Annotated in this window: 22 protein-coding genes and 1 pseudogene; 13 read left to right on the forward strand and 10 right to left on the reverse strand. The window is 63.2% G+C overall.

Translation table 11 applies throughout. The annotated features are described in order from the left end of the window. The first annotated feature begins 481 nt into the window (after positions 1 to 481). Entirely contained in the window at positions 482 to 1,408 is a 927-nt protein-coding gene (locus C0Z18_RS05295; RefSeq protein WP_102644351.1) for a glutaminase, read from the forward strand. Positions 1,409 to 1,446: 38 nt separating this feature from the next. Here the strand turns inward: C0Z18_RS05295 and C0Z18_RS33880 are convergent. Continuing rightward, positions 1,447 to 1,668 (reverse strand): annotated as a pseudogene (locus C0Z18_RS33880) (inorganic phosphate transporter); the annotation flags it as partial. 120 nt (positions 1,669 to 1,788) lie between these two features. On the opposite strand from C0Z18_RS33880, the gene C0Z18_RS05300 reads away from it, so the two are divergent. After that, on the forward strand, positions 1,789 to 2,130 hold the full coding sequence (locus C0Z18_RS05300) for a zinc ribbon domain-containing protein YjdM (RefSeq protein WP_102644352.1): 342 nt from the start codon (positions 1,789 to 1,791) through the stop codon (positions 2,128 to 2,130). Between the two features lie 78 nt (positions 2,131 to 2,208). Continuing rightward, positions 2,209 to 2,598 (forward strand): nuclear transport factor 2 family protein, encoded by a 390-nt coding sequence (locus C0Z18_RS05305; protein WP_102644353.1) that lies wholly within the window; start codon positions 2,209 to 2,211, stop codon positions 2,596 to 2,598. Positions 2,599 to 2,742: 144 nt separating this feature from the next. On the opposite strand, the gene C0Z18_RS05310 is transcribed toward C0Z18_RS05305, so the two are convergent. Then, complete coding sequence (locus C0Z18_RS05310; RefSeq protein ID WP_146013937.1) at positions 2,743 to 3,264, reverse strand: hypothetical protein; 522 nt, start codon at positions 3,262 to 3,264, stop codon at positions 2,743 to 2,745. After that, positions 3,261 to 3,845 (reverse strand): GNAT family N-acetyltransferase, encoded by a 585-nt coding sequence (locus tag C0Z18_RS05315; RefSeq protein WP_233217098.1) that lies wholly within the window; start codon positions 3,843 to 3,845, stop codon positions 3,261 to 3,263. Before C0Z18_RS05315 ends, C0Z18_RS05310 begins: the two co-directional genes overlap by 4 nt. 140 nt (positions 3,846 to 3,985) lie before the next feature. Here C0Z18_RS05315 and C0Z18_RS05320 point away from each other — a divergent pair, with 140 nt between their 5' ends. The 3 genes from C0Z18_RS05320 (at position 3,986) to C0Z18_RS05330 (ending at position 7,692) form a co-directional block, all read left to right on the forward strand. Further along, positions 3,986 to 5,467 carry an NfeD family protein gene (locus tag C0Z18_RS05320; protein WP_199189395.1) on the forward strand — a complete coding sequence of 494 codons (1,482 nt, stop codon included), beginning with the start codon at positions 3,986 to 3,988 and terminating at the stop codon, positions 5,465 to 5,467. Further along, positions 5,464 to 6,219: a slipin family protein gene (locus C0Z18_RS05325; RefSeq protein WP_102644356.1), complete on the forward strand. Its 756-nt coding sequence runs from the start codon at positions 5,464 to 5,466 to the stop codon at positions 6,217 to 6,219. The genes C0Z18_RS05320 and C0Z18_RS05325 overlap by 4 nt, the downstream gene beginning before the upstream one ends. A gap of 171 nt (positions 6,220 to 6,390) precedes the next feature. Continuing rightward, positions 6,391 to 7,692: an NCS2 family permease gene (locus tag C0Z18_RS05330; protein WP_102644566.1), complete on the forward strand. Its 1,302-nt coding sequence runs from the start codon at positions 6,391 to 6,393 to the stop codon at positions 7,690 to 7,692. 106 nt (positions 7,693 to 7,798) lie between these two features. On the opposite strand, the gene C0Z18_RS05335 is transcribed toward C0Z18_RS05330, so the two are convergent. Then, entirely contained in the window at positions 7,799 to 8,089 is a 291-nt protein-coding gene (locus C0Z18_RS05335) for a DUF1488 family protein (protein ID WP_102644357.1), read from the reverse strand. Positions 8,090 to 8,475: 386 nt separating this feature from the next. On the opposite strand from C0Z18_RS05335, the gene C0Z18_RS05340 reads away from it, so the two are divergent. The 7 genes from C0Z18_RS05340 (at position 8,476) to purU (ending at position 15,102) form a co-directional block, all read left to right on the forward strand. Further along, on the forward strand, positions 8,476 to 8,775 hold the full coding sequence (locus C0Z18_RS05340) for a 2Fe-2S iron-sulfur cluster-binding protein (RefSeq protein WP_102644358.1): 300 nt from the start codon (positions 8,476 to 8,478) through the stop codon (positions 8,773 to 8,775). 128 nt (positions 8,776 to 8,903) lie between these two features. Beyond that, complete coding sequence (locus tag C0Z18_RS05345) at positions 8,904 to 10,073, forward strand: histidine decarboxylase (RefSeq protein ID WP_102644359.1); 1,170 nt, start codon at positions 8,904 to 8,906, stop codon at positions 10,071 to 10,073. Then, positions 10,070 to 10,459, forward strand: a complete 390-nt coding sequence (locus tag C0Z18_RS05350; RefSeq protein WP_102644360.1) for an ACT domain-containing protein — start codon at positions 10,070 to 10,072, stop codon at positions 10,457 to 10,459. The genes C0Z18_RS05345 and C0Z18_RS05350 overlap by 4 nt, the downstream gene beginning before the upstream one ends. 68 nt (positions 10,460 to 10,527) lie before the next feature. Next, entirely contained in the window at positions 10,528 to 11,775 is a 1,248-nt protein-coding gene (locus C0Z18_RS05355; RefSeq protein WP_102644361.1) for an NAD(P)/FAD-dependent oxidoreductase, read from the forward strand. A gap of 196 nt (positions 11,776 to 11,971) precedes the next feature. Further along, on the forward strand, positions 11,972 to 12,256 hold the full coding sequence (locus C0Z18_RS05360; protein WP_102644362.1) for a DUF3331 domain-containing protein: 285 nt from the start codon (positions 11,972 to 11,974) through the stop codon (positions 12,254 to 12,256). A 283-nt stretch (positions 12,257 to 12,539) separates the two neighbouring features. Further along, positions 12,540 to 14,102, forward strand: coding sequence for a methyl-accepting chemotaxis protein (locus C0Z18_RS05365; RefSeq protein WP_102644363.1), 1,563 nt, complete (start codon positions 12,540 to 12,542; stop codon positions 14,100 to 14,102). A gap of 121 nt (positions 14,103 to 14,223) precedes the next feature. Beyond that, positions 14,224 to 15,102, forward strand: a complete 879-nt coding sequence (gene purU, locus C0Z18_RS05370) for a formyltetrahydrofolate deformylase (protein WP_102644364.1) — start codon at positions 14,224 to 14,226, stop codon at positions 15,100 to 15,102. Between the two features lie 106 nt (positions 15,103 to 15,208). Here purU and C0Z18_RS05375 read toward each other — a convergent pair whose 3' ends face one another. The 6 genes from C0Z18_RS05375 to C0Z18_RS05400 form a co-directional block, all read right to left on the reverse strand. Further along, positions 15,209 to 16,072, reverse strand: a complete 864-nt coding sequence (locus C0Z18_RS05375; RefSeq protein ID WP_102644365.1) for a glycine betaine ABC transporter substrate-binding protein — start codon at positions 16,070 to 16,072, stop codon at positions 15,209 to 15,211. A 122-nt stretch (positions 16,073 to 16,194) separates the two neighbouring features. Continuing rightward, on the reverse strand, positions 16,195 to 17,346 hold the full coding sequence (locus tag C0Z18_RS05380; protein ID WP_102644366.1) for a hybrid-cluster NAD(P)-dependent oxidoreductase: 1,152 nt from the start codon (positions 17,344 to 17,346) through the stop codon (positions 16,195 to 16,197). 18 nt (positions 17,347 to 17,364) lie between these two features. Next, complete coding sequence (locus C0Z18_RS05385) at positions 17,365 to 18,606, reverse strand: aromatic ring-hydroxylating oxygenase subunit alpha (RefSeq protein ID WP_102644367.1); 1,242 nt, start codon at positions 18,604 to 18,606, stop codon at positions 17,365 to 17,367. Between the two features lie 47 nt (positions 18,607 to 18,653). Continuing rightward, positions 18,654 to 19,439, reverse strand: a complete 786-nt coding sequence (locus tag C0Z18_RS05390; protein WP_102644368.1) for a drug:proton antiporter — start codon at positions 19,437 to 19,439, stop codon at positions 18,654 to 18,656. Next, entirely contained in the window at positions 19,436 to 20,620 is a 1,185-nt protein-coding gene (locus C0Z18_RS05395; protein ID WP_102644369.1) for an electron transfer flavoprotein subunit alpha/FixB family protein, read from the reverse strand. The genes C0Z18_RS05390 and C0Z18_RS05395 overlap by 4 nt, the downstream gene beginning before the upstream one ends. A gap of 7 nt (positions 20,621 to 20,627) precedes the next feature. Then, positions 20,628 to 22,553 carry a (Fe-S)-binding protein gene (locus tag C0Z18_RS05400; protein ID WP_102644370.1) on the reverse strand — a complete coding sequence of 642 codons (1,926 nt, stop codon included), beginning with the start codon at positions 22,551 to 22,553 and terminating at the stop codon, positions 20,628 to 20,630.

Below are 22,553 nucleotides of genomic sequence, written 5' to 3' on the forward strand. Positions count from 1 at the left end.
CGCGTCGCTCAACCGTCGACAGCGCCAGAACAACTTCTTCTTTAGCACCGCCCGTCTTGCGTTGCTGCGTCAGCAGCAGAGAAACGAGATTATGCAGAACCTTTTGCATCTCGTCAACAGTTTTTTTAGCGTCGCTTGCATCTGCTTGCTATCGAACCGTTGACGAAAACCTCGCGGAAAACCGCACCGCGTAAGGCCTCGCTTCTCTTCGCTCAGTCACGTTGACTGCACGAAAGGGCGCAATTCTAGGCGGCTTCTTCGAACCGCGCAAGCGGTATTTTGCAGCACCCATTCGCACGCATCTCGGCACCGGCGCCACCCTCGTATACCGAGGCCAAGCCGGTACGCTCGACCAATACGCTTGACGACAATGCCCGCTTGCGGGTTCCATACGGGGGCTCCGCGCGCCCTATATATATGCAGATGGATGCCATGCGCGCGGACAGGCCTCTCGCAAGCCTATCGGTCCACAACACACCCAATGAATCATCAGCCGAACTACCCGCTCATCCTCGAGCAGATCTATCGCGACATCGAGCCCTGGCGAACCCAAGGTCGAGTCGCCAATTACATACCCGAGCTCGCCAAGGTGCCCGCCGAACGCTTCGGCATGGCCGTCGTCACGCTAGGCGGCGACGTCTTCACCGTGGGCGACGCGCACGAGCGTTTCTCTATCCAAAGCATCTCCAAGCTTTTCGCCTGCACGCTCGCGTTTCAATTGCTCGGCGACTCGCTTTGGCAGCGCGTCGGACGCGAACCGTCGGGCACGGCCTTCAACTCGCTCGTACAACTCGAGACGGAGCGCGGGCTGCCGCGCAACCCATTCATCAACGCCGGCGCGCTGGTCGTGACCGATGTGCTCTGCCGGCGCTTCGTCGGGGCCGAAACGGCGCTCGTGCAATTCGTTCGAAGGCTGTCCGGCGCATCGGACATCGATTACGACTCGCGCGTCGCGCAATCGGAACTGCAACATGCGGAGCGCAACCGCGCGATGGCGCATTTCATCGCGAGCTTCGGCAATCTCGAGATGCCGCCCGAAACGGTCGTCGATGCGTATTGCCGTCAATGTGCGATCGAGATGAATTGCGTCGAGCTCGCGCGTGCCGCGCTGTTCCTAGCGGGCGGCGGCGTATCGCCCGCCACGCAAGAGCGCATCCTCGATCCGAGTTCGACCAAGCGCCTGTCCGCGCTGATGCTCACGTGCGGCACCTATGACGCAGCCGGTGACTTCGTCTACCGCGTCGGGCTCCCGGCCAAGAGCGGGGTCGGCGGCGGCGTCGTGGCCGTGCTGCCCGGCGAGATGGCGGTTTGCGTTTGGTCGCCGGGGCTCGATGCAAACGGCAACTCGCTCGCGGGCACATTGGCTTTGGAGTGGTTGACGACCCACTCGGGACGATCGATCTTTTGATTCCCGCCCGGCGCCGGCGGCAAGATATCGCCGAGCGCATAGGCGACGGAGATACCGCCCACGAGTACGCCCACCAGATTCATGATCCCAGACCACACCACCGCAGGTACCGGTTGCAAGGTATGGGTATAGATGACCGTGGCAACGGCGTTCGACGAATCACGAAACCCATTGCTCGCCTCGAACGCCAAGACCATGACGAGACACACGATGAGCATCGCGACGATGACGGCTGAGGATGGAGCGAAGTGAGCGAGCATCTTGGCAATCCGCGTCGGATGACAGGCGTAAAGAAGGCGCCGCTGATCGCGCGAGTCGGTCCACCGGTGCGCGTATACTTCCGTCCTTTCATGACCGCCTCAAGCTATCTAGGATCAAACATGAGCGCACTGCCGCCCTGTCCGAATTGCAATTCCGAGTTTACGTATGAAGATGGGAGCGCCTACGTCTGTCCCGAATGTGCACACGAATGGTCGCCCAAAGAAAGCGCCGCAACCGAGGCGCAAGCCAAGGTCTATCGCGACTCGGCCGGAAACGTCTTGCAGGACGGCGACACCGTGACCGTCATCAAGGACTTGAAATTGAAGGGTTCGGGAGGCGTCGTGAAGATGGGAACCAAGGTAAAAAACATCCGATTGGTGGATAGCGACCACGATATCGATTGCAAGATCGATGGCTTCGGCGCAATGAGCCTGAAATCGGAATTCGTCAAAAAGGCGTAATTCGGGCAAGCGATCGCAGTCCTCGGGCCAGCCCAGCCGGTACGTCTGACGTCACGAACGTAACCGCGACCATCGAACATGAACGATCGAACCTACGCACGAGATTCGGCCGCATTCCCCGTCGAACAGCAACTGAACGCCTACAACGCGCGTGACATCGATGCGTTCATGCAATGGTGGACTGACGATTGCGAGTATTACGAATTCCCCTCCCGCCTGCTCGCAAGCGGCGCGGCGCAAATCCGCGAGCGCCACGTCAAGCGATTCGAGGAATCGAACCTGTTCGGCCGCCTCATTCACCGCGCCGTGGTGGGCAATATGGTCGTCGACCAGGAGTGCGTGACGCGAACGTTTCCCGAAGGCCCGGGGGAAATCGATGTTCTAGCGATCTATGAAGTGGCCGACGGGAAAATCGCGAAAGCCTGGTTCAAGATGGGGACGCCGCGACTGGCAGGCGAGACGCAGTAGTTCGCGGCTCGCCTGCCAGTCGCAATGGCCAAGCGCCGGTGTCGACACAACAGTATTGGAGCGATGAAATGGACTCGTCCGAAAACTGTGTCGAAGCCTGTAACAACTGCGCGGACGCATGCAACGCGATGGCGTGATTCGAGGTTATCGGCCCCCCACCGCATCTGTCGTGATCTGCCGGAGTACCACGCCATAGGGGCCCGCGAGTTCGGCGACTTGCAATACGCCCGCCTGAGGCGTGGCCGCCAACCTCCAGCGAGTTCCGCAGACCGTCATGCGAGCGCGCAGGACGGGATCCTCGAATGCGACGCCGAATCTGCAGTTTTTCCAACCCGCAGTAATGACATAAGCGGTCGATTGGGTGTGCGGCCGGTGTGCCGTCAGAACCACGACCACATCCGTCGTCAAGCGAACCAGGAATACGCCCGCGATAGCGCCAGTCACGACTGAGCCGAACGCATGGATCAACGGATTCTCCAGCGGCCGTCGCAGCCCGCGCAGCAGCCAAACGCAGGCGAGCGCCGCGAAGAGCGCGCAGGCAACGGTGAGCCGAAGCGCTGGAAGGCCAGGCGCCGGATAGACGTCGCGCGACAGAACGGCCAGGCCGAGAAGGAGCGTCAACAGCGCGATAAAGGCGCCTACCTTTACGACGGTGCCGCGAGTCAAGGGCGGGTTCCGCAAGCTAGTCCACCGGCCGTGTACGTCGCCCGCTCAAGATCCGCTGGCAGGCCAGCGCTCATGGCGCGCTCCGATAACGATGCAGCGCCCGCCATCGCCCGCCTGACGGCCGGCCGTTTCGCCAATTCCTCTATCGCGGCACGAAATTCCAGCGCGCGGTCATTCTCACGCATCGTTTGAAATCCGAGTTTCCGATGAAACGCAATCGATAGCCGATTCGTTTTGTAGACATGGCTCGTCAATTCGCGGATTCCTCGCTGGCTTGCCAGCACGGCGAGCTTCGCGATCAATTCGCTGATCACCGCGGAGGTGCGATATGAAGGATGCGTACCGAACGCGCCGACGAACCATTGCTCGCCCGAATCCGGGCGGAGCATAGCGTAAGCGACGAGTTTGCCTTCCCGTCGCACTGCGCAGACTTCGCTCACTGCTAGCGAAGCCTCGAGCATCGCCTTATGCTCGCTGAGCTCGAACGGAACGCCAGCCAGCTCTGTGTGTTCGCGCAAAGTCAGCGCATCGAGCGTAAGAAGTTCGTCGACGGACGGCGACATCATTAAGGGTAAGAACATTAGAAGAACCAAAATATACTGCAAACACCGGTTTTCGAGGCGGCAGCATTTAGCGAACGAGCGCAAATCGTCCTAAGCTTTTCGTATTAAGGCGGCTGTTCCGCCGGCGGCGACGCAATCGCATGCGTCGGCTGAAAACGATGAAAACCCATCCGTTGCCGCGACTCGCATCGACTCGCCTCGCGCGCCCGCACACGTGGCTGCGTAAGTGGCTTGCTCATTGCGCAACCGGTTTGATCGCCTTCTTGGCCTGCGCGGCAATCGCGAATGCCGCCACAGCCGTCGGCAAAGTCGTCGTCATTCCCGTCGTCGGGGCAATCAGCCCCGCCAGCGCCGATTTCGTTACACGCTCGCTCACCCGAGCGGCGAACGAACAGGCCCAATTGGCGGTCATCGAGTTGGATACGCCCGGTGGGCTCGATATCTCGATGCGGCAAATCATCAAAGCCATTTTGGCGTCCCCCGTTCCCGTCGCCGCCTTTATCGCGCCCGGCGGGGCGCGGGCCGCGTCCGCGGGCACCTACATCGTGTATGCCAGTCACGTCGCAGCCATGGCCCCCGGCACGAACCTCGGCGCGGCCACGCCGATCCAGCTCGGTGCGCCGGGTTTAGCGGCTCCGGAGCCGAAACGCCCGAACGAGCCCGGCAAGGGCGCCGCATCGTCCCCGGCTACCGATACGCAATCGACCGAGACACGCAAGCAGATCGACGACGCAGCCGCCTACATCCGCGGGTTGGCCCAACTGCGCGGACGTAATGCCGCCTGGGCAGAGCGAGCGGTCCGCGAGGCCGTCAGCCTCTCCGCCAAGGAAGCGCTCGAGCAAAATGTCGTCGATCTCACCGCCCGCGATGTGCCGGATCTAATGGCTAAACTCGACGGCCGAGTCGTCGAAACGGCAACCGGCCCGCACAAGCTCGCGACTGCGCACGCGCAAGTCGTCACGTTCGAGCCCGACTGGCGCAGCCACTTTCTTGCGGTCGTAACCGACCCCAACGTTGCACTGATCCTCTTGACGATCGGGATGTATGGCCTCTTTTTCGAATTCGCCAATCCCGGCTTCGTCCTGCCGGGCGTGGCGGGCGCCATTTGCCTGTTGGTCGGCCTTTTCGCGCTGCAATTGCTGCCGATCAGCTATACCGGCCTGGCATTGATTTTTCTCGGCATCGCGTTCCTCATCGCCGAGGCCTTTCTGCCCACTTTCGGCACGCTCGGCTTCGGCGGAATCGTCGCGTTCGCCGCCGGTGCGCTCATGCTGATCGACACGGACCAGCCCGGCTACGGCGTCCCGTTGCCGACAATCGCCGCCATCACGGCCGCCGGCGCTGTTTTCGTCTTCTTCGTCTCGAGCTTCGCCTACCGCGCGCGGCGACGGCCCGTGGTCAGCGGCGGCGAAGCGCTCGTCGGCAGCGGCGGCGAAATCATCGACGCCGCGCTCGCCCCAGCCGAAGGCGAAGCCGCGGGCGTCAGCGTCGGCTGGGCCCGTATTCACGGCGAGCGCTGGCGGGTACGGGCCAGCGCGCCGCTCGCGGCCGGCGCGCACGTGCGCGTTACCGGCCGGCAGGGGCTCATGCTCGAGGTCGTATCGGCCGAAGAACCAAAACAACGAGGAGTATCGCCATGATCGGTTTCACATTTAGCTTCGGCACGATCCTATTTCTAATCGTGATCGTCATCGTCGCCTCGTCCATTCGCGTCTTTCGCGAGTACGAGCGCGGCGTCGTCTTCTTGCTCGGCCGTTTCTGGAAAGTCAAAGGCCCTGGCCTCGTCCTAATCATGCCGGTCGTGCAGCAAGTCGTACGTATCGACCTACGCACGATCGTCTTCGATGTGCCGCCGCAAGACGTCATCACCCGTGACAATGTCTCGGTGAAAGTCAATGCCGTCGTGTACTTTCGCGTCGTCGATCCGGAAAAGGCCGTCATTCAAGTCGCCCGTTTCATGGAAGCGACCAGCCAGCTATCTCAAACCACGCTGCGCGCCGTATTGGGCAAGCACGAACTCGATGCGCTGCTGGCCGAGCGCGAGCAACTCAACGCCGATATTCAGAAAACACTCGATGCCCAAACGGACGCCTGGGGCATCAAGGTTTCGAACGTCGAAATCAAGCATGTCGACATCAACGAGTCGATGATCCGCGCGATCGCCCGGCAAGCGGAAGCCGAGCGGGAGCGCCGCGCCAAGATCATCCACGCCGACGGCGAGCTTCAGGCTTCGCAGAAACTATTACAGGCAGCGCAAACGCTGGCGCAAGAACCGCAGGCGATGCACTTGCGCTATTTGCAAACCCTGACAACGATCGCCGCCGACAAGAATTCCACGATCGTTTTCCCGCTCCCCATCGATCTGCTCAATACCCTGCTTACCCGCCGTTGAGCCGCCCACGGCCGCTTAGCCCTGCCGCAAGTGGCGCGCTGGCGTCCGCGCAGGCGCGCTATTACACTGTGCGGCTGGTCCGCGGATTGGCCGCCAGCGTTGAGCGTAGCGGCCGCCGGCGCATTCGATAGGAGACGGTACTCAATGGAACAAGTCAAAGCCCTTCCGTTTTTGGAATCGGCAAAGCGCTACTTCGGCTTCGAGGAAGCCGGCACGAATTTCCGGACGGAGATTCTTGCCGGTGTCACGACGTTTCTGACGATGGCTTACATCATCTTCGTGAACCCGGCGATCCTTGGGGATGCCGGCATGCCGAAAGCCGCGGTATTCGTCGCAACGTGCCTCGTGGCCGCCATCGCAACGCTGATCATGGGGCTGTACGCGAACTACCCGATCGCTTGCGCGCCCGGCATGGGACTGAACGCGTACTTCGCCTACGCCGTCGTCAAAGGCATGGGCTTTTCGTGGGAAGCCGCGCTCGGCGCCGTCTTCGTCTCGGGGTGCTTGTTCTTGGTGGTCACCCTGATCGGCGTGCGCGAAATGATCGTGAACGGCATACCGCGATCCATCCGCGCCTCCATCACGGGCGGCATCGGCCTGTTCCTCGCCATCATTTCGCTGAAGACGGCCGGTGTCATTACGGGCAATCCGGCCACGCTCGTCACGCTCGGCGATCTGCACAAACCCGAAGTGGTGCTCGCCACCATCGGGTTCTTTACGATCGTCACGCTCGACGCCCTGCGCGTTCGCGGTGCGATCTTGATCGGCATCCTCGCGGTGACCGTTTTGTCGTTCTTCTTCGCGGGCAACCAATTTCACGGTGTGGTTTCGGCACCGCCTTCCATCATCCCCACGCTGTTTCATCTCGACGTCCGTGCCGCGCTTTCCACCGGCATTTTGAACGTCATCCTCGTGTTTTTCCTCGTCGAATTGTTCGATGCCACCGGCACGCTGATGGGCGTGGCCAACCGCGCCGGGTTGCTCGTCGAAGGGAAAATGAACCGTTTGAACAAGGCTTTGCTCGCCGATAGCACGGCCATCCTCGCAGGTTCGCTGCTCGGTACCTCGTCCACCACCGCATACATCGAAAGCGCCTCGGGCGTGCAGGCCGGCGGACGCACCGGAATGACGGCGATCACCGTCGCCGCGCTCTTCCTCGCGTGCCTATTCGTCGCCCCGCTGGCGGGCGTGGTGCCCGGCTATGCCACGGCACCCGCTCTGCTCTATGTGTCGTGCTTGATGCTGCGCGAACTGGCCGACTTGCCTTGGGACGACGCGACCGAGGTCGTACCGGCCGTACTGACCGCGCTGATGATGCCGTTCACGTACTCGATCGCAAACGGCGTGGCGTTCGGCTTCATCACCTATGCCGGCCTGAAGCTCTTCACGGGGCGGGCCCGGCAGGTCGAGCCCATCGTCTGGATCATCGCCGCCATCTTCCTGTTCCGCTTCTTCTATTTGGGCGGCGGCTGACGGCGGCGGATGCGCGCCGGGCGCAAGTCACCAAGCCGCCGCCATCCTGGGGCGGCTTCGTCGTTTTTACGGCGAGCGAGCTTCGAGGCAACGACCTTCGGCGCCGTTAGGCGCGCGCGTTCGCCTCGTAGAATCTGACGTAGCCGCTGCGCAGCGTCACGCATTGGGCGCTCGTCTCGGCGAGCAACCTGCGCGTCGCCGCCTCGATACGGGTCCTGTGTGCGTCGAACGCGCCGACCATGTCCTCGAGCCGCGGCGAAGCGGCGCCGAAATGGTCCTCGAGCGCTTCCGCCGTGATGCTGCACCAGATACGCTCGCCGTTGACGAGCGCCGGAAATGCCACTTTAAGCTCGCGCCCCGAGTACTCGGGCGCTTCTTTAGGAAAACTGATCTGCATGGGGTTCGCCTTTGCCGTGACGAAGACACGCCGATGACCGCGCCGAGTGGGAGTGCTTCCTTCTTGCTGGAAGCGCGGGCTTCACGGCGGAAGCATACCGCCCCCCGCCGATTGCATTTACTTTAGAACGTTTGCGGCAGCGAGCAAGTTTTCCTTGCGTCGCAGGGGCTTTGATATGAGGAAATGCTCATCAACCGAGACATGCCGATAGATAGGAGTCCGAACCCTTTGGCCGGCGTACGCGAATCGTCCGCTTGGACCGCCTTTGCACCGACCATTATCGGCAAAGCGGGCCCTGCACATCGCTCGGCCGTCGTCGGTTGCGGTAAGCTCGCCTGACACCAAGGGCCTTCCCCTCAACTCATCCATTGCGCTTTTCGCTCGTCATGACTCACCCCGCCGCGCCGCGAGCCGTTCGCATCGAGCCTCACGGGCACTCATTCGAGGCGCCCGCCCCCCTTTCGGTACTCGAGGCCGCCACTGCCGGCGGCGTAAGACTTCCGCGCTCGTGCCGCAACGGCACCTGCCGCACCTGCATGTGCAAGCTCGTGAGCGGCAGCGTGTCGTATCGCATCGAGTGGCCTGGGCTGACGAAGGAGGAAAAAGCCGAAGGCTGGATCTTGCCGTGCGTGGCGACGGCCGACACCGATCTGGTCTTACTCGTGCCGGACGCCGAACTCGACTGACCGTTCTCGCCCCGGATTTCTTTCCCACCTTCCGTTGGCGTTAGAATGCACGCGCCTCATGATGGTGCATCGGCGACAGAATCGATGCCGCATGCGGCGTATCGTCCACCACTAGAAGTGTCTGCATCATGCTTACCGAACATGACCTCCGTCGGCTCGACGCGCTCTATCAATCGCTCGAGCAGGCTACGGAACGCTTCCTCGGCTATCCCGTCTCCAAAGACTTCGAGATGGGGCCGCTCGAGCGCTTTCTGCGCTTTCCCCTCAACAACCTCGGCGATCCGTTCGTCGATTCCACTTTCGAGGTGGGCACACGCGAGTTGGAGCGCGAGGTGGTCGGCTTCGTCGCCGACCTGCTGCGCGCACCGGCCGGCGAGGTGTGGGGCTACGTCACCAATGGCGGTACCGAAGGCAACCTATACGGTCTTTATCTCGCCCGCGAATTGCTGCCGAAAGGCATCGTCTACTTCTCCGAGGACACGCATTACTCGGTCGCTAAGAATATCCATTTCCTCGGTCTTCGGTCGATCACGATCCGCAGTCAAGCCAACGGCGAGATGGACTACGAGGACCTGGCCGAGACGCTGCGCATCAATCGCGACAAACCGGCCATCATCTTCGCCAATATCGGTACGACGATGACCGAAGCCCGCGACGACATCAACGTCATCAAAGGCTTGCTGGGCCGTTTCGCGATCCGCGACTACTACATTCATTCGGATGCCGCGCTGTGCGGTGGCTTCGCGCCGTTTCTGGATCCGCGCCCGGCTTTCGATTTCGCCGACGGTGCCGACTCGATCTCGATCAGCGGCCATAAGTTCTTCGGCTCGCCGATGCCCTGCGGCATCGTGATCGCACGTAAGCGCCACGTCGAGCGCATCGCGCGTTCGATCGGCTATATCGGCTCGCTCGACACGACGATCACCGGCTCGCGCAACGGCTTCACGCCGCTCGTGCTCTGGTATCGGCTCAAGGAACTCGGCATCGATGGGCTGCGCCGGCGCGCGGGCGCGGCGCTCGAACTCGCCGCCTATGCCGAGGCTCGCATGAAGGCCGCCGGCATCCCGGCTTGGCGTAACGCGCAGGCGCTCACGGTCGTGTTTCCGAAGGTCAGCGACGCGCTCAAGGCGCGCTGGCAACTCGCCACGCAGGGCGAACAATCGCATCTGATCGTGATGCCCAACGTCACGCGCGCCCAAGTGGATGCGCTCGTGAACGATATGATTGCCGAGCGCGAGCCACGCGAGAACGGCAACCCCACGAATACCCCGTCAACCCAGGAGCCCGGGCACGCATGAATTCCCTCACTGTGATCACCACCGACCGGACCGGTTTGATCGCCGAACTGTCCGGCCTGCTCGCGACGAACGGCGTCAACGTCGCGGCGATGGACGGCCGAGCCGTCGGCACGAACGCGATCTTGCACATCGATGTGGACAACCTTTCCGCCGCCATGGCCGTCCTGACGCGCGCCGGCTGCCAAGTCATGTCGGACGAGGTCCTGACGTTGCAGGTGGAAAACGTACCGGGCGCGCTTGCGCGCGTGGCAAGCGAGCTGGCCGAGGCGAACCTCGACATTCGCATGATGCGCACCGTGAGCCGTCAACCCGACAGTTGCATCGTCACGATCGCGACGAGCGACAACGCGCAAGCCAAGCGCTTGCTGGCCGACCGGCTCGTCTGATTCGCCGCCGCGGCGCGCCGCAGCCTCTCGCGCTGAATGCCTCAATCAATCGAACCGGACCACATCCCATGGATTTCGACGTCGTCGTTCTCGGGGCGGGCATCGTCGGCGTGTCTTGCGCCATCCATCTGCAAGACCGTTCGCGCCGCGTCGCGCTCGTGGATCGAGGTGCGCCCGGGGAAGGGACCAGTTTCGGTAACGCGGGGCTCATCGAGCGCTCGGCCGTGGTGCCCTACGCTTTCCCGCGCAGCCTAGGCGCGCTGCTGCGGTACGCGCGCAATCGCTCCACCGATCTGTACTGGGATTACAAGGCGCTGCCCGGCTTCGCGCCATGGCTCGCACGGTACTGGCACGAATCGTCGCCCGAGCGGCTCGCGGCCGCGGCGCGCGAGATGCTGCCGCTCGTTCAGCGATGCGTCGAAGAACACGATGCGTTGGTGGCCCGCGCCGGCGTGGAGGCGGCCACCCTCGTGCGTCACGGTGGCTGGATCGAAGCATTCAGGACGCCTGGCGAATATGCGGCCGCCGCCAAACGCGCGGAAAAATTGGCCAGCGCTGAAGGCTTGAGCCTCGACACGCTCGATCGCGCGGCACTGCGCGATCGCGAACCGGCACTAGCCGATGCGTTTTGCGCGGGTCTGCACTGGCGCGATCCCGAGAGCGTCACCAATCCCGGCGCCCTCACCAAAGCCTATGCGGCGCTGTTCGAAACGAGCGGGGGCAAGATTTTGCTCGGCGAGGCCTCCACGGTGCGCGCTGAAAACGATGCCTGGACGGTACGAACCAGCAACGGGGTGATCAGCGCGCGGGAAATCGTCGTTGCACTCGGCCCCTGGTCGGATCTCGTGTTCGAGCCGCTCGGCTACCGCATTCCGCTGCGAGCGAAGCGCGGCTATCACATGCACTACGAAGCGACGCGCGAGGCGCCGCTCGGCCGCCCCATTCTGGACCGCGAGCAAGGCTATGTGATCGCGCCCATGCAACGCGGCCTACGCTTGACGACCGGCATAGAACTCGCCGCGCGCGAGGCCCCGCCGACCGGCATCCAACTCGCCCGAGCGGAAGCGTTTGCGCGTCCCGCTTTCGGGCTCGGGCAACGCCTGGATTCGCAACCTTGGCTCGGGCTGCGTCCCTGCACGCCCGACATGCGCCCCGTCATCGGGCCGGCGCCACGGCATCGCGGCCTATGGTTCGCATTCGGTCACGCCCATCACGGCTTGACGCTGGGCCCGGTCACGGGCCGGCTACTCGCCGAAATGATGACCGGGGCAACGCCTTTCACCGACCCGGCGCCCTATCGTGCCGGGCGCTTTTGAGTACCGCGCGACATGCGTCGTTACCGTCGGCGAACGCACTATCACGCGAAGGTGCAGAAATGTGTACTGATTTGTGCAAATTGACGTAAGCCGAGTTCGATTATTTCCATTTGGAGAATTGTGTTTCTACGGATATAACGATAGCGATCCTGGCCGGACCCGAATACATTTAGAAAGCTCGAGTCCAGGAGCTGCTATGAGGACCAAAAAGTCTCACGCTATAGACGTAAGCCGCGTCCAAATCGAAATTCTCGAACAATCCGACACGACGCTAATCATTCGTTGGGTTGAGCCCGGCCGTTGCCACTACGGGGAGCAACGCTGGCGCCGCCGCTCGGCCAATGCTTCGGGAACCTGCATCGTTTCGCGCCGGGCGATCCGCCGCGGCGATGCCGTATTTCGTCCGGCGGAACGCCCGGCGCCGGCCAATGCGGCAGCCATGATCTCCGTCGATGCATTTCGACGTTCAGTCGAGGAGTAATTCTATTTAACCGCCTCGGCACGACTACGATTTTCTGTAGTTGCCTGCCACCGACAATTATGTCCATCCCGGCGTGCCTTGCACGCTCCCGCCCGAACCGTCTGTCGCAATTGTTCAGACCGCCGTCGCTTGCCGGCTATAGCGGCTCATTTCGGCTGCCGATATTCACGCGGTAAGCGCCGCTAGTTCACCGCTAGTTTGCGCGCTCACGTCGCCGTCTGCCGTCTTCGCACGCGCACCGGCGCCCGCCCGCCGTTGGGCGCACCGCAAGCGAGCAAACGTCATGCGAATCTCGTTGTCCATTCGAGGCGGCCTGGCCGCCGCCATCGCCGGCTACACGGCGTTGCTGGTACTCGTCATCGCGGGTGCGATCGCGATGCTCTCAGCGGGCAACGCCGCGCTGGCCGCCATGTATCGCGACGACACGGCCGCATTGCTTCATTTGAAAACGAGTTCCGAACAGTTGCTCGTGCTGCGCGGCGGCCTGAGCGAAGTCGAGCAACTCATCAGCGCCGGCCAACCGGCGCAAGCCCAAATCGCGCGCTTGCATCGATTGCTCGCGCAGAGTAACGACGAATTGGCCGCGTACCGGCAGTTGCATCGCCCGGATGCGGTGGAGAAAGACCTGCTCGACGTATTGCTGACCCGACGGCAAGCCCTCATGAGTCAAACCGTGCAAAAGGCGCTCTCGCAATTGGACGCCGACAACATGGTCGACTTTCTTTCGACGCAACGCGAGGCGCCGCCGGCGCTGTTCTCGGCCTATCAAGACGCCATCGCCGCGCTGGAAAACCTGCAAGTGGAGCGCGAGAAAGCGCGATTCGAGGCCGCCGATCTGCGCTTTCACCGAGCGTTATGGGTACTCGGCGCGGCGGCGCTGCTGGCGATCGCCGTGGGCGTCTCGACCCAGCGTGCACTGTCACGCGCGATCGTTACGCCGGTCAATTCAGCCGTGGACCATTTCGAGCGCATCGCTAAAGGCGATTTGACTCATACCGTATCGATCGCGCGCATGAACGAAATGGGCCATCTACTGACTCGGCTCAATCAGATGCAAGCCGGCCTCGCGCAGACGGTGAGTCAAGTGCGCGCGAGCACGGAATCGATCGTGGGCGATGCGCGCGCGATCGCCCACGGAAATATGGAATTGTCCGATCAAACCGAGCAGCAAGCCGCGTCGCTGCAAGAAGCGGCGGCCAGCATCGAGCAACTGACGGCCACCGTGCGTCAGACTGCGGAGAACGCCCGCAACGCACGCACGTATGCCGGCAGCGCCGCGGAGATCGCGCTCAGAGGCGGTGATGCGATGGGCCGCGTGGTCTCCACGATGAACGCGATTTCGACGAGCTCTGCGCAAATCGCCGGCATCGTCGGCGTCATCGAAGGCATCGCGTTTCAGACGAATATCCTCGCGCTGAACGCGGCGGTCGAAGCGGCGCGCGCCGGAGAAAACGGCCGCGGCTTTGCGGTCGTGGCCGCGGAAGTTCGTAATCTGGCGCAACGCTCGGCGTCGGCGGCGAAAGAAATCAAAACGCTGATCGGCGATTCCACGCAACGGGTGGACGGCGGCAGCGCACTCGTGGGCGAAGCAGGCGCCACGATGAGCGAACTCGCGCACGCCGTGGAGCGCGTGCGCACGATCATCGCCGAGATCAGCTTGGCCTCCGAGCAGCAGTCGATCGGTATCGAACAGGTCAACACGTCGGTGGCGCATATGGAGCAGGCGATGCAACGCAACGCGGCGCTCGCCGAGCAAGCGTCCGCCGCGGCGGCCTCGCTGGAAGATCAAAGCCACCGCCTGGATCAAGCCGTCGCCCGCTTCCGGCTTGCGCGCGACAGCGGCTGACGTACCGATACCATCGGCGCGGCGATTCGGTTCTATCGGCGGGAAATCTGGCCTGGTCTACTGCATGAGCCGCGTGGTGGTTCGATCACGCGCTTTTCATCGAAGAACCAAGGCTACCTTCATGTCCACTCCCGATCGTTCTCACCAATTCGTGCTCACCCTCGCTTGTCCGAGCGCCGCGGGCCAAGTGGCCGCCGTCGTGGCGCTGCTCGATAGGCATGGCGGATACATCGACGAGCTCACCGTTTTCGACGACGACCTCAGCGAACGCTTTTTCATGCGCTGCGTCTTTCACGGCGCGAGCGCGCAGAACACACCGCTCGATATCGATCGCCTCAAAACGCAGTTTGCTCCGATCGCCGCCGATTTCGACATGAAGTGGGCCATCCACGATGCGAACGTGCGGCCCAAAGTGTTGCTCATGGTGTCCAAGCTCGAACACTGCCTGGCCGATTTGCTGTTCCGGTGGCGCATGGGCGAGCTGAAGATGGATATCGTCGGCATTGCGTCGAACCATACGACGCTCGAACCGATGGCCGTTCAGCACGGCTTGCCTTTCCACTATCTGCCGCTCACGCCCGATACGAAAGCCCGGCAAGAAGCTCGGCTACTCGATTTGTTCGAGACGACCGGCGCCGAGTTGATGGTGCTCGCGCGCTATATGCAGATTCTTTCCGAAGACACGAGCCGCAAGCTCGCCGGCCGCGCCATCAACATCCATCATTCGTTCCTACCGGGCTTCAAGGGGGCGAAGCCCTATCACCAAGCCCACGCCCGGGGCGTGAAGCTCATCGGCGCGACGGCCCATTTCGTCACCGACGATCTCGACGAAGGACCCATCATCGAGCAATCGGTCGAGCGCGTCGATCACTCGCACAGCCCGGAGCGGCTGCTGGCCGTGGGGCGCGATGTCGAATGCATTACGCTCGCCCGCGCGGTCAAAGCGTTCATCGAACGGCGCGTATTCATTAACGGCGAACGCACGGTCGTGCTCCAGTAAGCGAGCATCGAACGAAGCCTCTTGCGCGTGCGCACCCGCAAAAAACCGGGGCGCACCGGTCTTCGACGACCGTGCGCCCCGTAGGGACACTGCTGTAGGCCCGACGTTACTTCACATCGGCTGTCCATTCGGATACGCGGTCGGGATGCGCCGACACCCACGATTTCGCCGCATCCACGGGCTTCGTGCCGTTTTGAGCCGCGAGCATCACGCCGTCGATCTCGCCCGGCTTCCACTGGAATTTCTTCAAGAATTCGACCACCTGCGGCGCCTTCTTTTGAAGCTCCGGATTGATCACGCTGTCCACGTGTTCCGCACCGCCGAATACCTTCTTCGGATCTTCGAGAAACTTCAGCTTCCACTTCGCGAACATCCAATGCGGCGCCCATCCAGTCACGACGATTGGCTTATCCGCGTGGATGTCGCGGGCAAGCTCGGCCGTCATCGCGCTGCCCGAGCTCGGCATCAATTGGTAGTCGAGGTTGTAGGCCTTGATCGCGTCGTCGGCTTTCTTCATGACGCCGGCGCCTGCATCGATCCCGACGATACGTCCGCCGAAGTCGCTCTTTTGCGACGCCAGATCCGCGATCGAAACGGCCTTCACGGTGACCGGCACGACGAGCCCGATCTTCGCATCGTTGAAGTTCGCGCCGAGGTCTTCGACCTTCGACTTATATTGTTCCCAATAAGCAGCGTGCGTGGCAGGCAGCCAAGCCGACAGCGTCGCATCCAAATCCCCGCGTGCCACCCCGCCCCACATCACGCCGGCCGCGACGGGCACGAGCTTGACCGGATACCCGAGCTTCGTCTCGATGACTTGCGCCGCCACGTTCGAGGTGGCGACGCTGTCGTCCCAGCCCTCGACATAGCCGATCTTGATGGTGGGTTTGCCGTCCGCTAGCGCGGGAATGGCGCTGGTCAGCGCCATGCCGAGCACTACGGTTGCCAGCAATCGTCTACGTACGTTCATGATGGTCTCTCCTGGTCATCGTCCGCGGCGCGGGTGTCACAGGCTTTAGAATGATGAGCCATAAATCGCCCGTGAGTGCGGTTTCCGACATGCGTTTGTCCGCGAGCGACGCGCGCATGTCGTTATTTGTCCACGACGAGATCGCTGAGCGGTTTGCTGCAGCAAAGCAACACCATGCCTTGATCGATCTCGCGCTGACGGATACCGCCGTTATGGCGCATATCCACCTGGCCCGACACGAGCTTGACTTTGCACGTCCCGCACATCCCTTGCGTGCACGATGCCGGAAGACGAACGCCCGCGCGCTTGGCGGCGTCGAGCACGTGTTCGTGGCCGCCGCATTCGATATCGCGGCGCATCTTCGCAAACGTCACGGAATACGACGTTGCACCCTCCGCTTGCGCCTCGCCGGCCGGCACGTTCGCGCCCTCCAACGCCGCCGCCTGCTCGGCGGCGGGCAGCGCATCGAAGGAGAAGCTCTCCTCGTGATAATGCGCGCGGTCGAAACCGGCCTCGGCCAGCATGTCACGCACCGCCTTCATATAGGGCGCGGGGCCGCACGTGAAGATCTCGCGCTCCATGAAGTCGGGGGCGATCAATCGCAGCAACGGCAGCGTCAGGAAGCCGGTGATCCCGGGCCACGTGGTGCGCTGTCCGACACGTTCGCAGACGAACGACGTTCGAAAATGCTGTTGATTCGCCGCGATCAGATCGAGTTCGCGCGCAAAGATGATGTCGTCCGGCGTGCGAGCACTGTGCACGAAGACGATATCGCGGTCTTCGCCGAGCTCGTGATGCGAGCGGCTCATCGACATCAGCGGCGTGATGCCCGAGCCTGCGGATAGGAACAAGTACTTGCGGGCGGCATGACGGGCGCAGGTGAATTCTCCGGCCGGCCCCAGCACGCGCACCGAATCGCCCGGGCGCAGATTATCGTGCAGCCAATTCGACACCTTCCCGCCGGGCACGCGCTTGACCGTGATCGAAATCGTGTGGGGTCGCGTGGGGGGCGAGGAGATCGTGTAGCAGCGATTGATCGTCTCGCCGTCGATCTCCAATTCGAGCGTGATGAACTGCCCTGGCTCGAACGCAAACGTCCGCCCCGCTCTCGACATGAAGAAAAAGCTCTTCACGTCATGTGTTTCCTGCCTAACTTGGCAGCAAACGAGCGTTTCCTCGGCATCGCTCGTCCACGGCTCGCCGGGGGCGCTCCAAAATGCGGGCCGCGTAAGGCGTCCGTCTTGCAGCTCGAAAGTGTGCGCGTCTCGCATCATGTCGTGCCTCGTGTATCGCTAAGCGCCGACGTGGGCGCCCATGCGCCGGATATACCAATCGCAGAACTTTTCCACGAGCCCTTCCGTGTACGGCGAATACGGCCCCGGCTCGTAGGCGCTGCTGCCCGCGCCGCGCTGCGAGAACTCCACGAGCGCGCGATCCTGGGCATTCGTCGCGTTCCACACGGCGGTCAGGTTTTCGACGTCGTAATCCACGCCTTCCACCGCATCTTTGTGCACCATCCACTTCGTGCGCACGAGCGTCTTGCCGGCCGAGAGCGGAATCACCGAGAACGTCACGATGTGATCGCTCATGAAGTGATGCCAGGAATTGGGTTGGGTCCAGAACGAGAGCCCGCCCAAATCGGCCTGCTTGAATTCCCCGAGCAGTTTCTTCGACGCCACTTTCGCATCGAGCGTCTGCGATTCGCCGCTGCGATCGAGCGGCAAGCGCTGCGTGCGAAAACCGGTGACGTCGCTCAAGCGGTCGATCTCCACCGACGGCAGACTCATCGCTTCCCACTGGGCCGCGCGCTCGACACAGGTGCGCTCGAACGCGGCCATCCCTTCGGCGTTGGCCGGAGAAGGTTGATAGCCGAAGCCGTATTCATAGAGGGAAATCGTGAGCTCCGGATGATTCGCGACGCAGTGGTAGCACTCGCGATTGTTTTCCATCGTGAGCTTCCAATTGCCCTCTTCGATGATGTCCACTTGCGCGGCGATCTTGCAACTGGGCAGATCGTGCGGCAGCAGGTACGGCTCCATCGCCGCCCGCATCATCGCGAAATCGGTGGGCGGCTCGTCCGCCAGGCAAACGAAAATCAGGCCCCCTAGGCTTTCGACGTGAACCGATTTCAAGCTGTGCTTGCAGCGATCGAACTTCTCGCCCATGTGCTCGGCGAACATCAGCGCGCCGCTCAGGTTGTAGGTCCAACTGTGATAGGGACAGACGATATTGCCCACCGTGCCGCGCTCTTCGTTGCACAAGCGCGCGCCCCGGTGCCGGCAGACGTTGTGGAACGCTCGGATCGACATATCGTCGTCGCGCACGATCAAAACCGATTCCCCGGCCAACTCGACGGTCACATAATCGCCGGGCTCGGGAATATCGGGCTCGACCGCGACATGAATCCAGTGCTTGCGGAAGATCGCGTCCATATCGAGCGCGAAAATCTCTTCGCTGAGATAAAACGGCGCCTCCAGGCTGTAACCTTGTTTGCGCCGATCGATGAGCGCGCGAATGTCTACGGATACGGTCATATCTGCTCCGGATGCTTACTTGCTTTAAGTGCTTCGTGTTTGCGAATTCAGTAATCGACGAGTCGATGCTCCCGCAAATACCCTAGGATGGCTTGTGCTTTTTCGACCGAAGTCCCTTCAATTACGACGTTTCCGCCACGGCTTTCCGTCGTCGTCGCCGTCAGCATCCGGGCGTGCCCGGAACGCTTCTCGGCGGCGGCGAGCTTGATCGGTTTGCGCTGCGCCGGGGCCGTTTGCCAGGCGTCGGCATCGGCATCGCGAACGCAAACCGTGCGTTGCGGCTCGATCGAACCCTCCACGGTGCGGGCATAGGCATAACGCGGCTTGGCCGCGGCTTGCGGATGCACGGTCACGACGGCGGGCAGCGCCGCGTCGAGACGGCGGCGAAAACCCTTCGGTAAGAACTGCGTCACCGATACGCGCTCGCCTTCGATCGCCATGTCAAGCGCGGCATCGATGAGCGCGTAGCCGAGTGCATCCGCCACCCGGTAAGGCAGCGTGCCGGTGTCGTATGCGCCCTCGGCGCGCATGCCCGTCAGGACGAGCGGCACGCCGCGCAGGCGATCGGCCAGCAATGCGGCGGCATCGTCGCCGTCGGCGCAGGTCAAGACGTCCACGCGCGGCGCGCCCAGGGCCAGGTAGTCGGTCAGCGCGAGATTCGAGGGATCGCCCGCGTGAACCACTTCGAGCGTGGCGCCGTTCGCTTGCGCGAGCGTACGCGCGATGTCGAGCGCGCATGCATCGTTTCGGCTATAGCAGGACACCCCGCTGACGCGATGGCGCCCCACCGAGACGAGCACGGCGATCCGATCCAGTTTCATCTGTGCTTTCATGCCGCCATCCCCTCACGAACGTCGGTACCCGCGACGGCCCCGACCTGATTGTGGCCGCTTTGCTTGGCCTGCCCGACGGTATCCGTCAACGCACGCATCGTCGATTGCGCATCGGCGATCACTGTCAAGTTCGCGCGTTTCACGATCGGCGCGCTCGCGTCCAAGTTCACCGCGATCACGTGGCGGCAATCCTTGATCCCTTGCAAATGCTGGACGGCGCCCGAGATACCGAAGGCGATGTAGACGCTCGCATTGACGGTCTTGCCCGTCGCGCCCACTTGCTTGTCGCGCGTGAAATGTCCGTTGTCCACCGCCACGCGGCTCGCACCGACCGCCGCACCCAACGTACGGGCCAGCGCCTCGAACGCCGCGATGTCGGTCACGCCGTTGCCTGCGGAGATGATGAAATCGGCTTCCTCGAGCGCAACTTCGGCGGCGTCGAGCTGAGCCGTGCCGCGATCGCCGTACCGCCCCACCGCGTGCGGCGGCTGAGCGGCGCCGCTTGTATCCAACGCCACGGATTCGCCCGCTCCGACGAACGGCAGCTTGGCCGATACGGCGTCGAACTCGAGCAGGATCACGTCGGGCAAGCTGCGCGTGGCGAACGAACGACCCGCATCCACGTAGCAGCCGACGTGCTCGGCATCGATCTCGACGACATGCGTCGCGATACTCGCGCGCGCCTGCGCCGCATACCGGCGTCCCAAGTCGCCGTCGCCCGTCGCGTTATCGGGCATGAACACATGCGCGGGAGAAAACGCTGCCACGCAATCGCGCAGCGCGGCGAGTGCTTGCTCGGGAGCAAACACCGGCCTCGCCAACGACGGCAGGTGGATCACCTTGTCCGCGCCGAGGGCAGCCGCATCGTCGGTCAGCTCGCCGAGGACGAGCAAGACGACTTCCGTTTGCGCATCGGCGAGGATCGCCGCGGCGGCCACAGCCTGGCGCGCATGTTCGTCGAGTGCGCCACGGTCGCTGTGAGCAACGGCCAACAGCGTGCGCCCGCCCGGTCGATAGACTCGCTTCGGCTTAGGCGCCGGCGCGTGGGCGCCGCGCAGGGCCGCGAACACGGCAGCATCGCTCGCATCGGCCGATCGCTCGTCGCCGAGCGTAATGCGCCGGAGGCCCGATGCAGCGATCACGAAGGGGCGCCGCGGATCGATTCGTTTGACGGTGTTCATTGACTTATCACTCCAGCGCGCTGGCAACGAGTTCCGCGACGTCCAGCACCTCGGGGCGCGGACCCACGACGCCTTCGAGCATCGCCGTACAGTTCGGGCATCCGACGGCGACCACATCCGCGCCGATCGCGCGCGCATCGCCCATCCGGATATCGGGGATGCGGGCTTTGCCGGGGATATCGGTCAACGGCGCGCCGCCGCCACCGCCGCAGCAACGGCCGCGCATGCCGTGACGTTCCATCTCGATCACCTTGATGCCGATCGATTTGAGCGCGCGCCGCGGCGCTTCGGTCTCGCCGTTGTATCGGCCGAGGTAGCACGGATCGTGATAGGTGATACGTTTGTCGGCCAAGGCCGCGGAAGCCTTCGGCGAAACGCGCCCCGATTGCACGAGTTCGGCGATGAGGCTCGTATGATGCTGAACCTCGTAGCGCACGCCGAACGCGCGGTACTCGTTACGCAGGCTATGCATGACGTGCGGATCGGCCGTGACGATGCGCTTGAAACTGAGTGCGCCCAGCGTGGCCGTCATGCGCCCCGCCATCGCGCGGAACGTCGCTTCGTCGCCCAGACGCCGCGCGACGTCGCCGGTATCGGCTTCGGCGCCGCCGAGCACGGCGAAGTCCACGCCCGCCTTGTTCAACACTTTGACCAGCGCGCGCAACGTGCGCTGATAGCGCATGTCGAATGCACCTTCACCGGCGATCAGCAATACGTCGACGGCAACGCCTGGCTGGGCGACGCGCGCATTCAGATCGACCGCCCAGTCGTAGCGCGCGGCGATATCGTAGCCCCCGGCACTGCCCGTCTCGCGCAAGTTGGCCAGGACTTCGGGCGCCTTGCCGGGAATGTCCCCTTCGGTGAGCGTGCGGTTGCGGCGCATATCGACGATCGCATCGACGTGTTCGATCAGCATCGGACACTCTTGCACGCAGGCGCGGCAGGTCGTGCACGACCAAATCGTGTCCGACTCGATGAGCCCGGAGACGATCGGGCCGCCCGGGCCGCCGCCGTGGCGGCCCACGGCGATACCCGGCGTCGGGCTGCCCGCGTAGGCCGCATCGGTGCCGCCCACCATCCCCACGACCAGATCTTGAATCAGCTTCTTCGGATTGAGCGGCTGCCCCGCGGCGAACGCCGGGCACGCGGCTTCGCATTTGCCGCATTGGACGCAGGCGTCGAAGCTGAGCAGTTGGTTCCAACGGAACTCGACCGGCCTGGCCACGCCGTATTCGCGGTGCTCGAGATCGGGCACCTTCAGCGCCGTCGGGGGCGTCGCATCGCCGCTGCCGGTGTAGGCCGCGCTCGTACCCGAAAACCGCTCCTGGCGCGGATGAAAGGCAAGGTGCAGCAATCCCGCGATGGCGTGCTTCATCGGGCCGCCCTTCGCTGCCCCGAGCGTCATCGCGAAGGCGCCCATGCCGATCAGCACCGCGCAGACGACGGCGAACGCCCGCGACATCGCACCGGCCGGTACGACGGTGAAGAGCAGCAGGCCGAGCGCGAACGAACCCAGCAACCACGGCAACGTATTCCAAGGGCCGCGCGAAAGCCGCGCCGGCACGTCGCGCGCTTGCCTGCGGCGCCAAACGAATACCGCACCGATCAGCATCGCGAGCGCCGCAAGGAAAATCAGCTTATCGAGCCACGGCGAATAGATCGCTAGACCGTAGTTGACGAATACCAGCGCGAGCGCGGCGATCGCGCCGCCCGCCGTCGCGACGTGGGTTTTCGCGATATACGGGTCGCGCGCCACGACGTGGTGCAGATCGACGAAATATCGCTTGGGAATGGCGAACAGATTGGACACGCCGAACGCACCGGGTGCGGTCGCGCGCCCAAGCCGCCAGTACGCCGAGCGCTTGGCGACGGCGAATGCGAGCCCCGCCACCGAGAGCCACAGCAACACCGTGATGAGAAACGCCGGGCTCAT

The sequence above is a fragment of the Trinickia dabaoshanensis genome (genome assembly GCF_002879885.1).
Classification (GTDB): domain Bacteria; phylum Pseudomonadota; class Gammaproteobacteria; order Burkholderiales; family Burkholderiaceae; genus Trinickia; species Trinickia dabaoshanensis.

Bases quoted from the DNA above. Each gene is read 5' to 3' on its own strand.
- C0Z18_RS05320 (WP_199189395.1), top strand. From the start codon at position 3,986: ATGAAAACCCATCCGTTGCCGCGACTCGCATCGACTCGCCTCGCGCGC.
- C0Z18_RS05350 (WP_102644360.1), top strand. From the start codon at position 10,070: ATGAATTCCCTCACTGTGATCACCACCGACCGGACCGGTTTGATCGCC.
- C0Z18_RS05315 (WP_233217098.1), bottom strand. From the start codon at position 3,845: ATGTTCTTACCCTTAATGATGTCGCCGTCCGTCGACGAACTTCTTACG.
- C0Z18_RS05345 (WP_102644359.1), top strand. From the start codon at position 8,904: ATGCTTACCGAACATGACCTCCGTCGGCTCGACGCGCTCTATCAATCG.
- C0Z18_RS05335 (WP_102644357.1), bottom strand. From the start codon at position 8,089: ATGCAGATCAGTTTTCCTAAAGAAGCGCCCGAGTACTCGGGGCGCGAG.
- C0Z18_RS05325 (WP_102644356.1), top strand. From the start codon at position 5,464: ATGATCGGTTTCACATTTAGCTTCGGCACGATCCTATTTCTAATCGTG.
- C0Z18_RS05360 (WP_102644362.1), top strand. From the start codon at position 11,972: ATGAGGACCAAAAAGTCTCACGCTATAGACGTAAGCCGCGTCCAAATC.
- C0Z18_RS05295 (WP_102644351.1), top strand. From the start codon at position 482: ATGAATCATCAGCCGAACTACCCGCTCATCCTCGAGCAGATCTATCGC.
- C0Z18_RS05355 (WP_102644361.1), top strand. From the start codon at position 10,528: ATGGATTTCGACGTCGTCGTTCTCGGGGCGGGCATCGTCGGCGTGTCT.
- C0Z18_RS05400 (WP_102644370.1), bottom strand. From the start codon at position 22,553: ATGAGCCCGGCGTTTCTCATCACGGTGTTGCTGTGGCTCTCGGTGGCG.
- purU (WP_102644364.1), top strand. From the start codon at position 14,224: ATGTCCACTCCCGATCGTTCTCACCAATTCGTGCTCACCCTCGCTTGT.
- C0Z18_RS05395 (WP_102644369.1), bottom strand. From the start codon at position 20,620: ATGAACACCGTCAAACGAATCGATCCGCGGCGCCCCTTCGTGATCGCT.
- C0Z18_RS05385 (WP_102644367.1), bottom strand. From the start codon at position 18,606: ATGACCGTATCCGTAGACATTCGCGCGCTCATCGATCGGCGCAAACAA.
- C0Z18_RS05365 (WP_102644363.1), top strand. From the start codon at position 12,540: ATGCGAATCTCGTTGTCCATTCGAGGCGGCCTGGCCGCCGCCATCGCC.
- C0Z18_RS05300 (WP_102644352.1), top strand. From the start codon at position 1,789: ATGAGCGCACTGCCGCCCTGTCCGAATTGCAATTCCGAGTTTACGTAT.
- C0Z18_RS05375 (WP_102644365.1), bottom strand. From the start codon at position 16,072: ATGAACGTACGTAGACGATTGCTGGCAACCGTAGTGCTCGGCATGGCG.
- C0Z18_RS05380 (WP_102644366.1), bottom strand. From the start codon at position 17,346: ATGATGCGAGACGCGCACACTTTCGAGCTGCAAGACGGACGCCTTACG.
- C0Z18_RS05305 (WP_102644353.1), top strand. From the start codon at position 2,209: ATGAACGATCGAACCTACGCACGAGATTCGGCCGCATTCCCCGTCGAA.
- C0Z18_RS05340 (WP_102644358.1), top strand. From the start codon at position 8,476: ATGACTCACCCCGCCGCGCCGCGAGCCGTTCGCATCGAGCCTCACGGG.
- C0Z18_RS05390 (WP_102644368.1), bottom strand. From the start codon at position 19,439: ATGAAAGCACAGATGAAACTGGATCGGATCGCCGTGCTCGTCTCGGTG.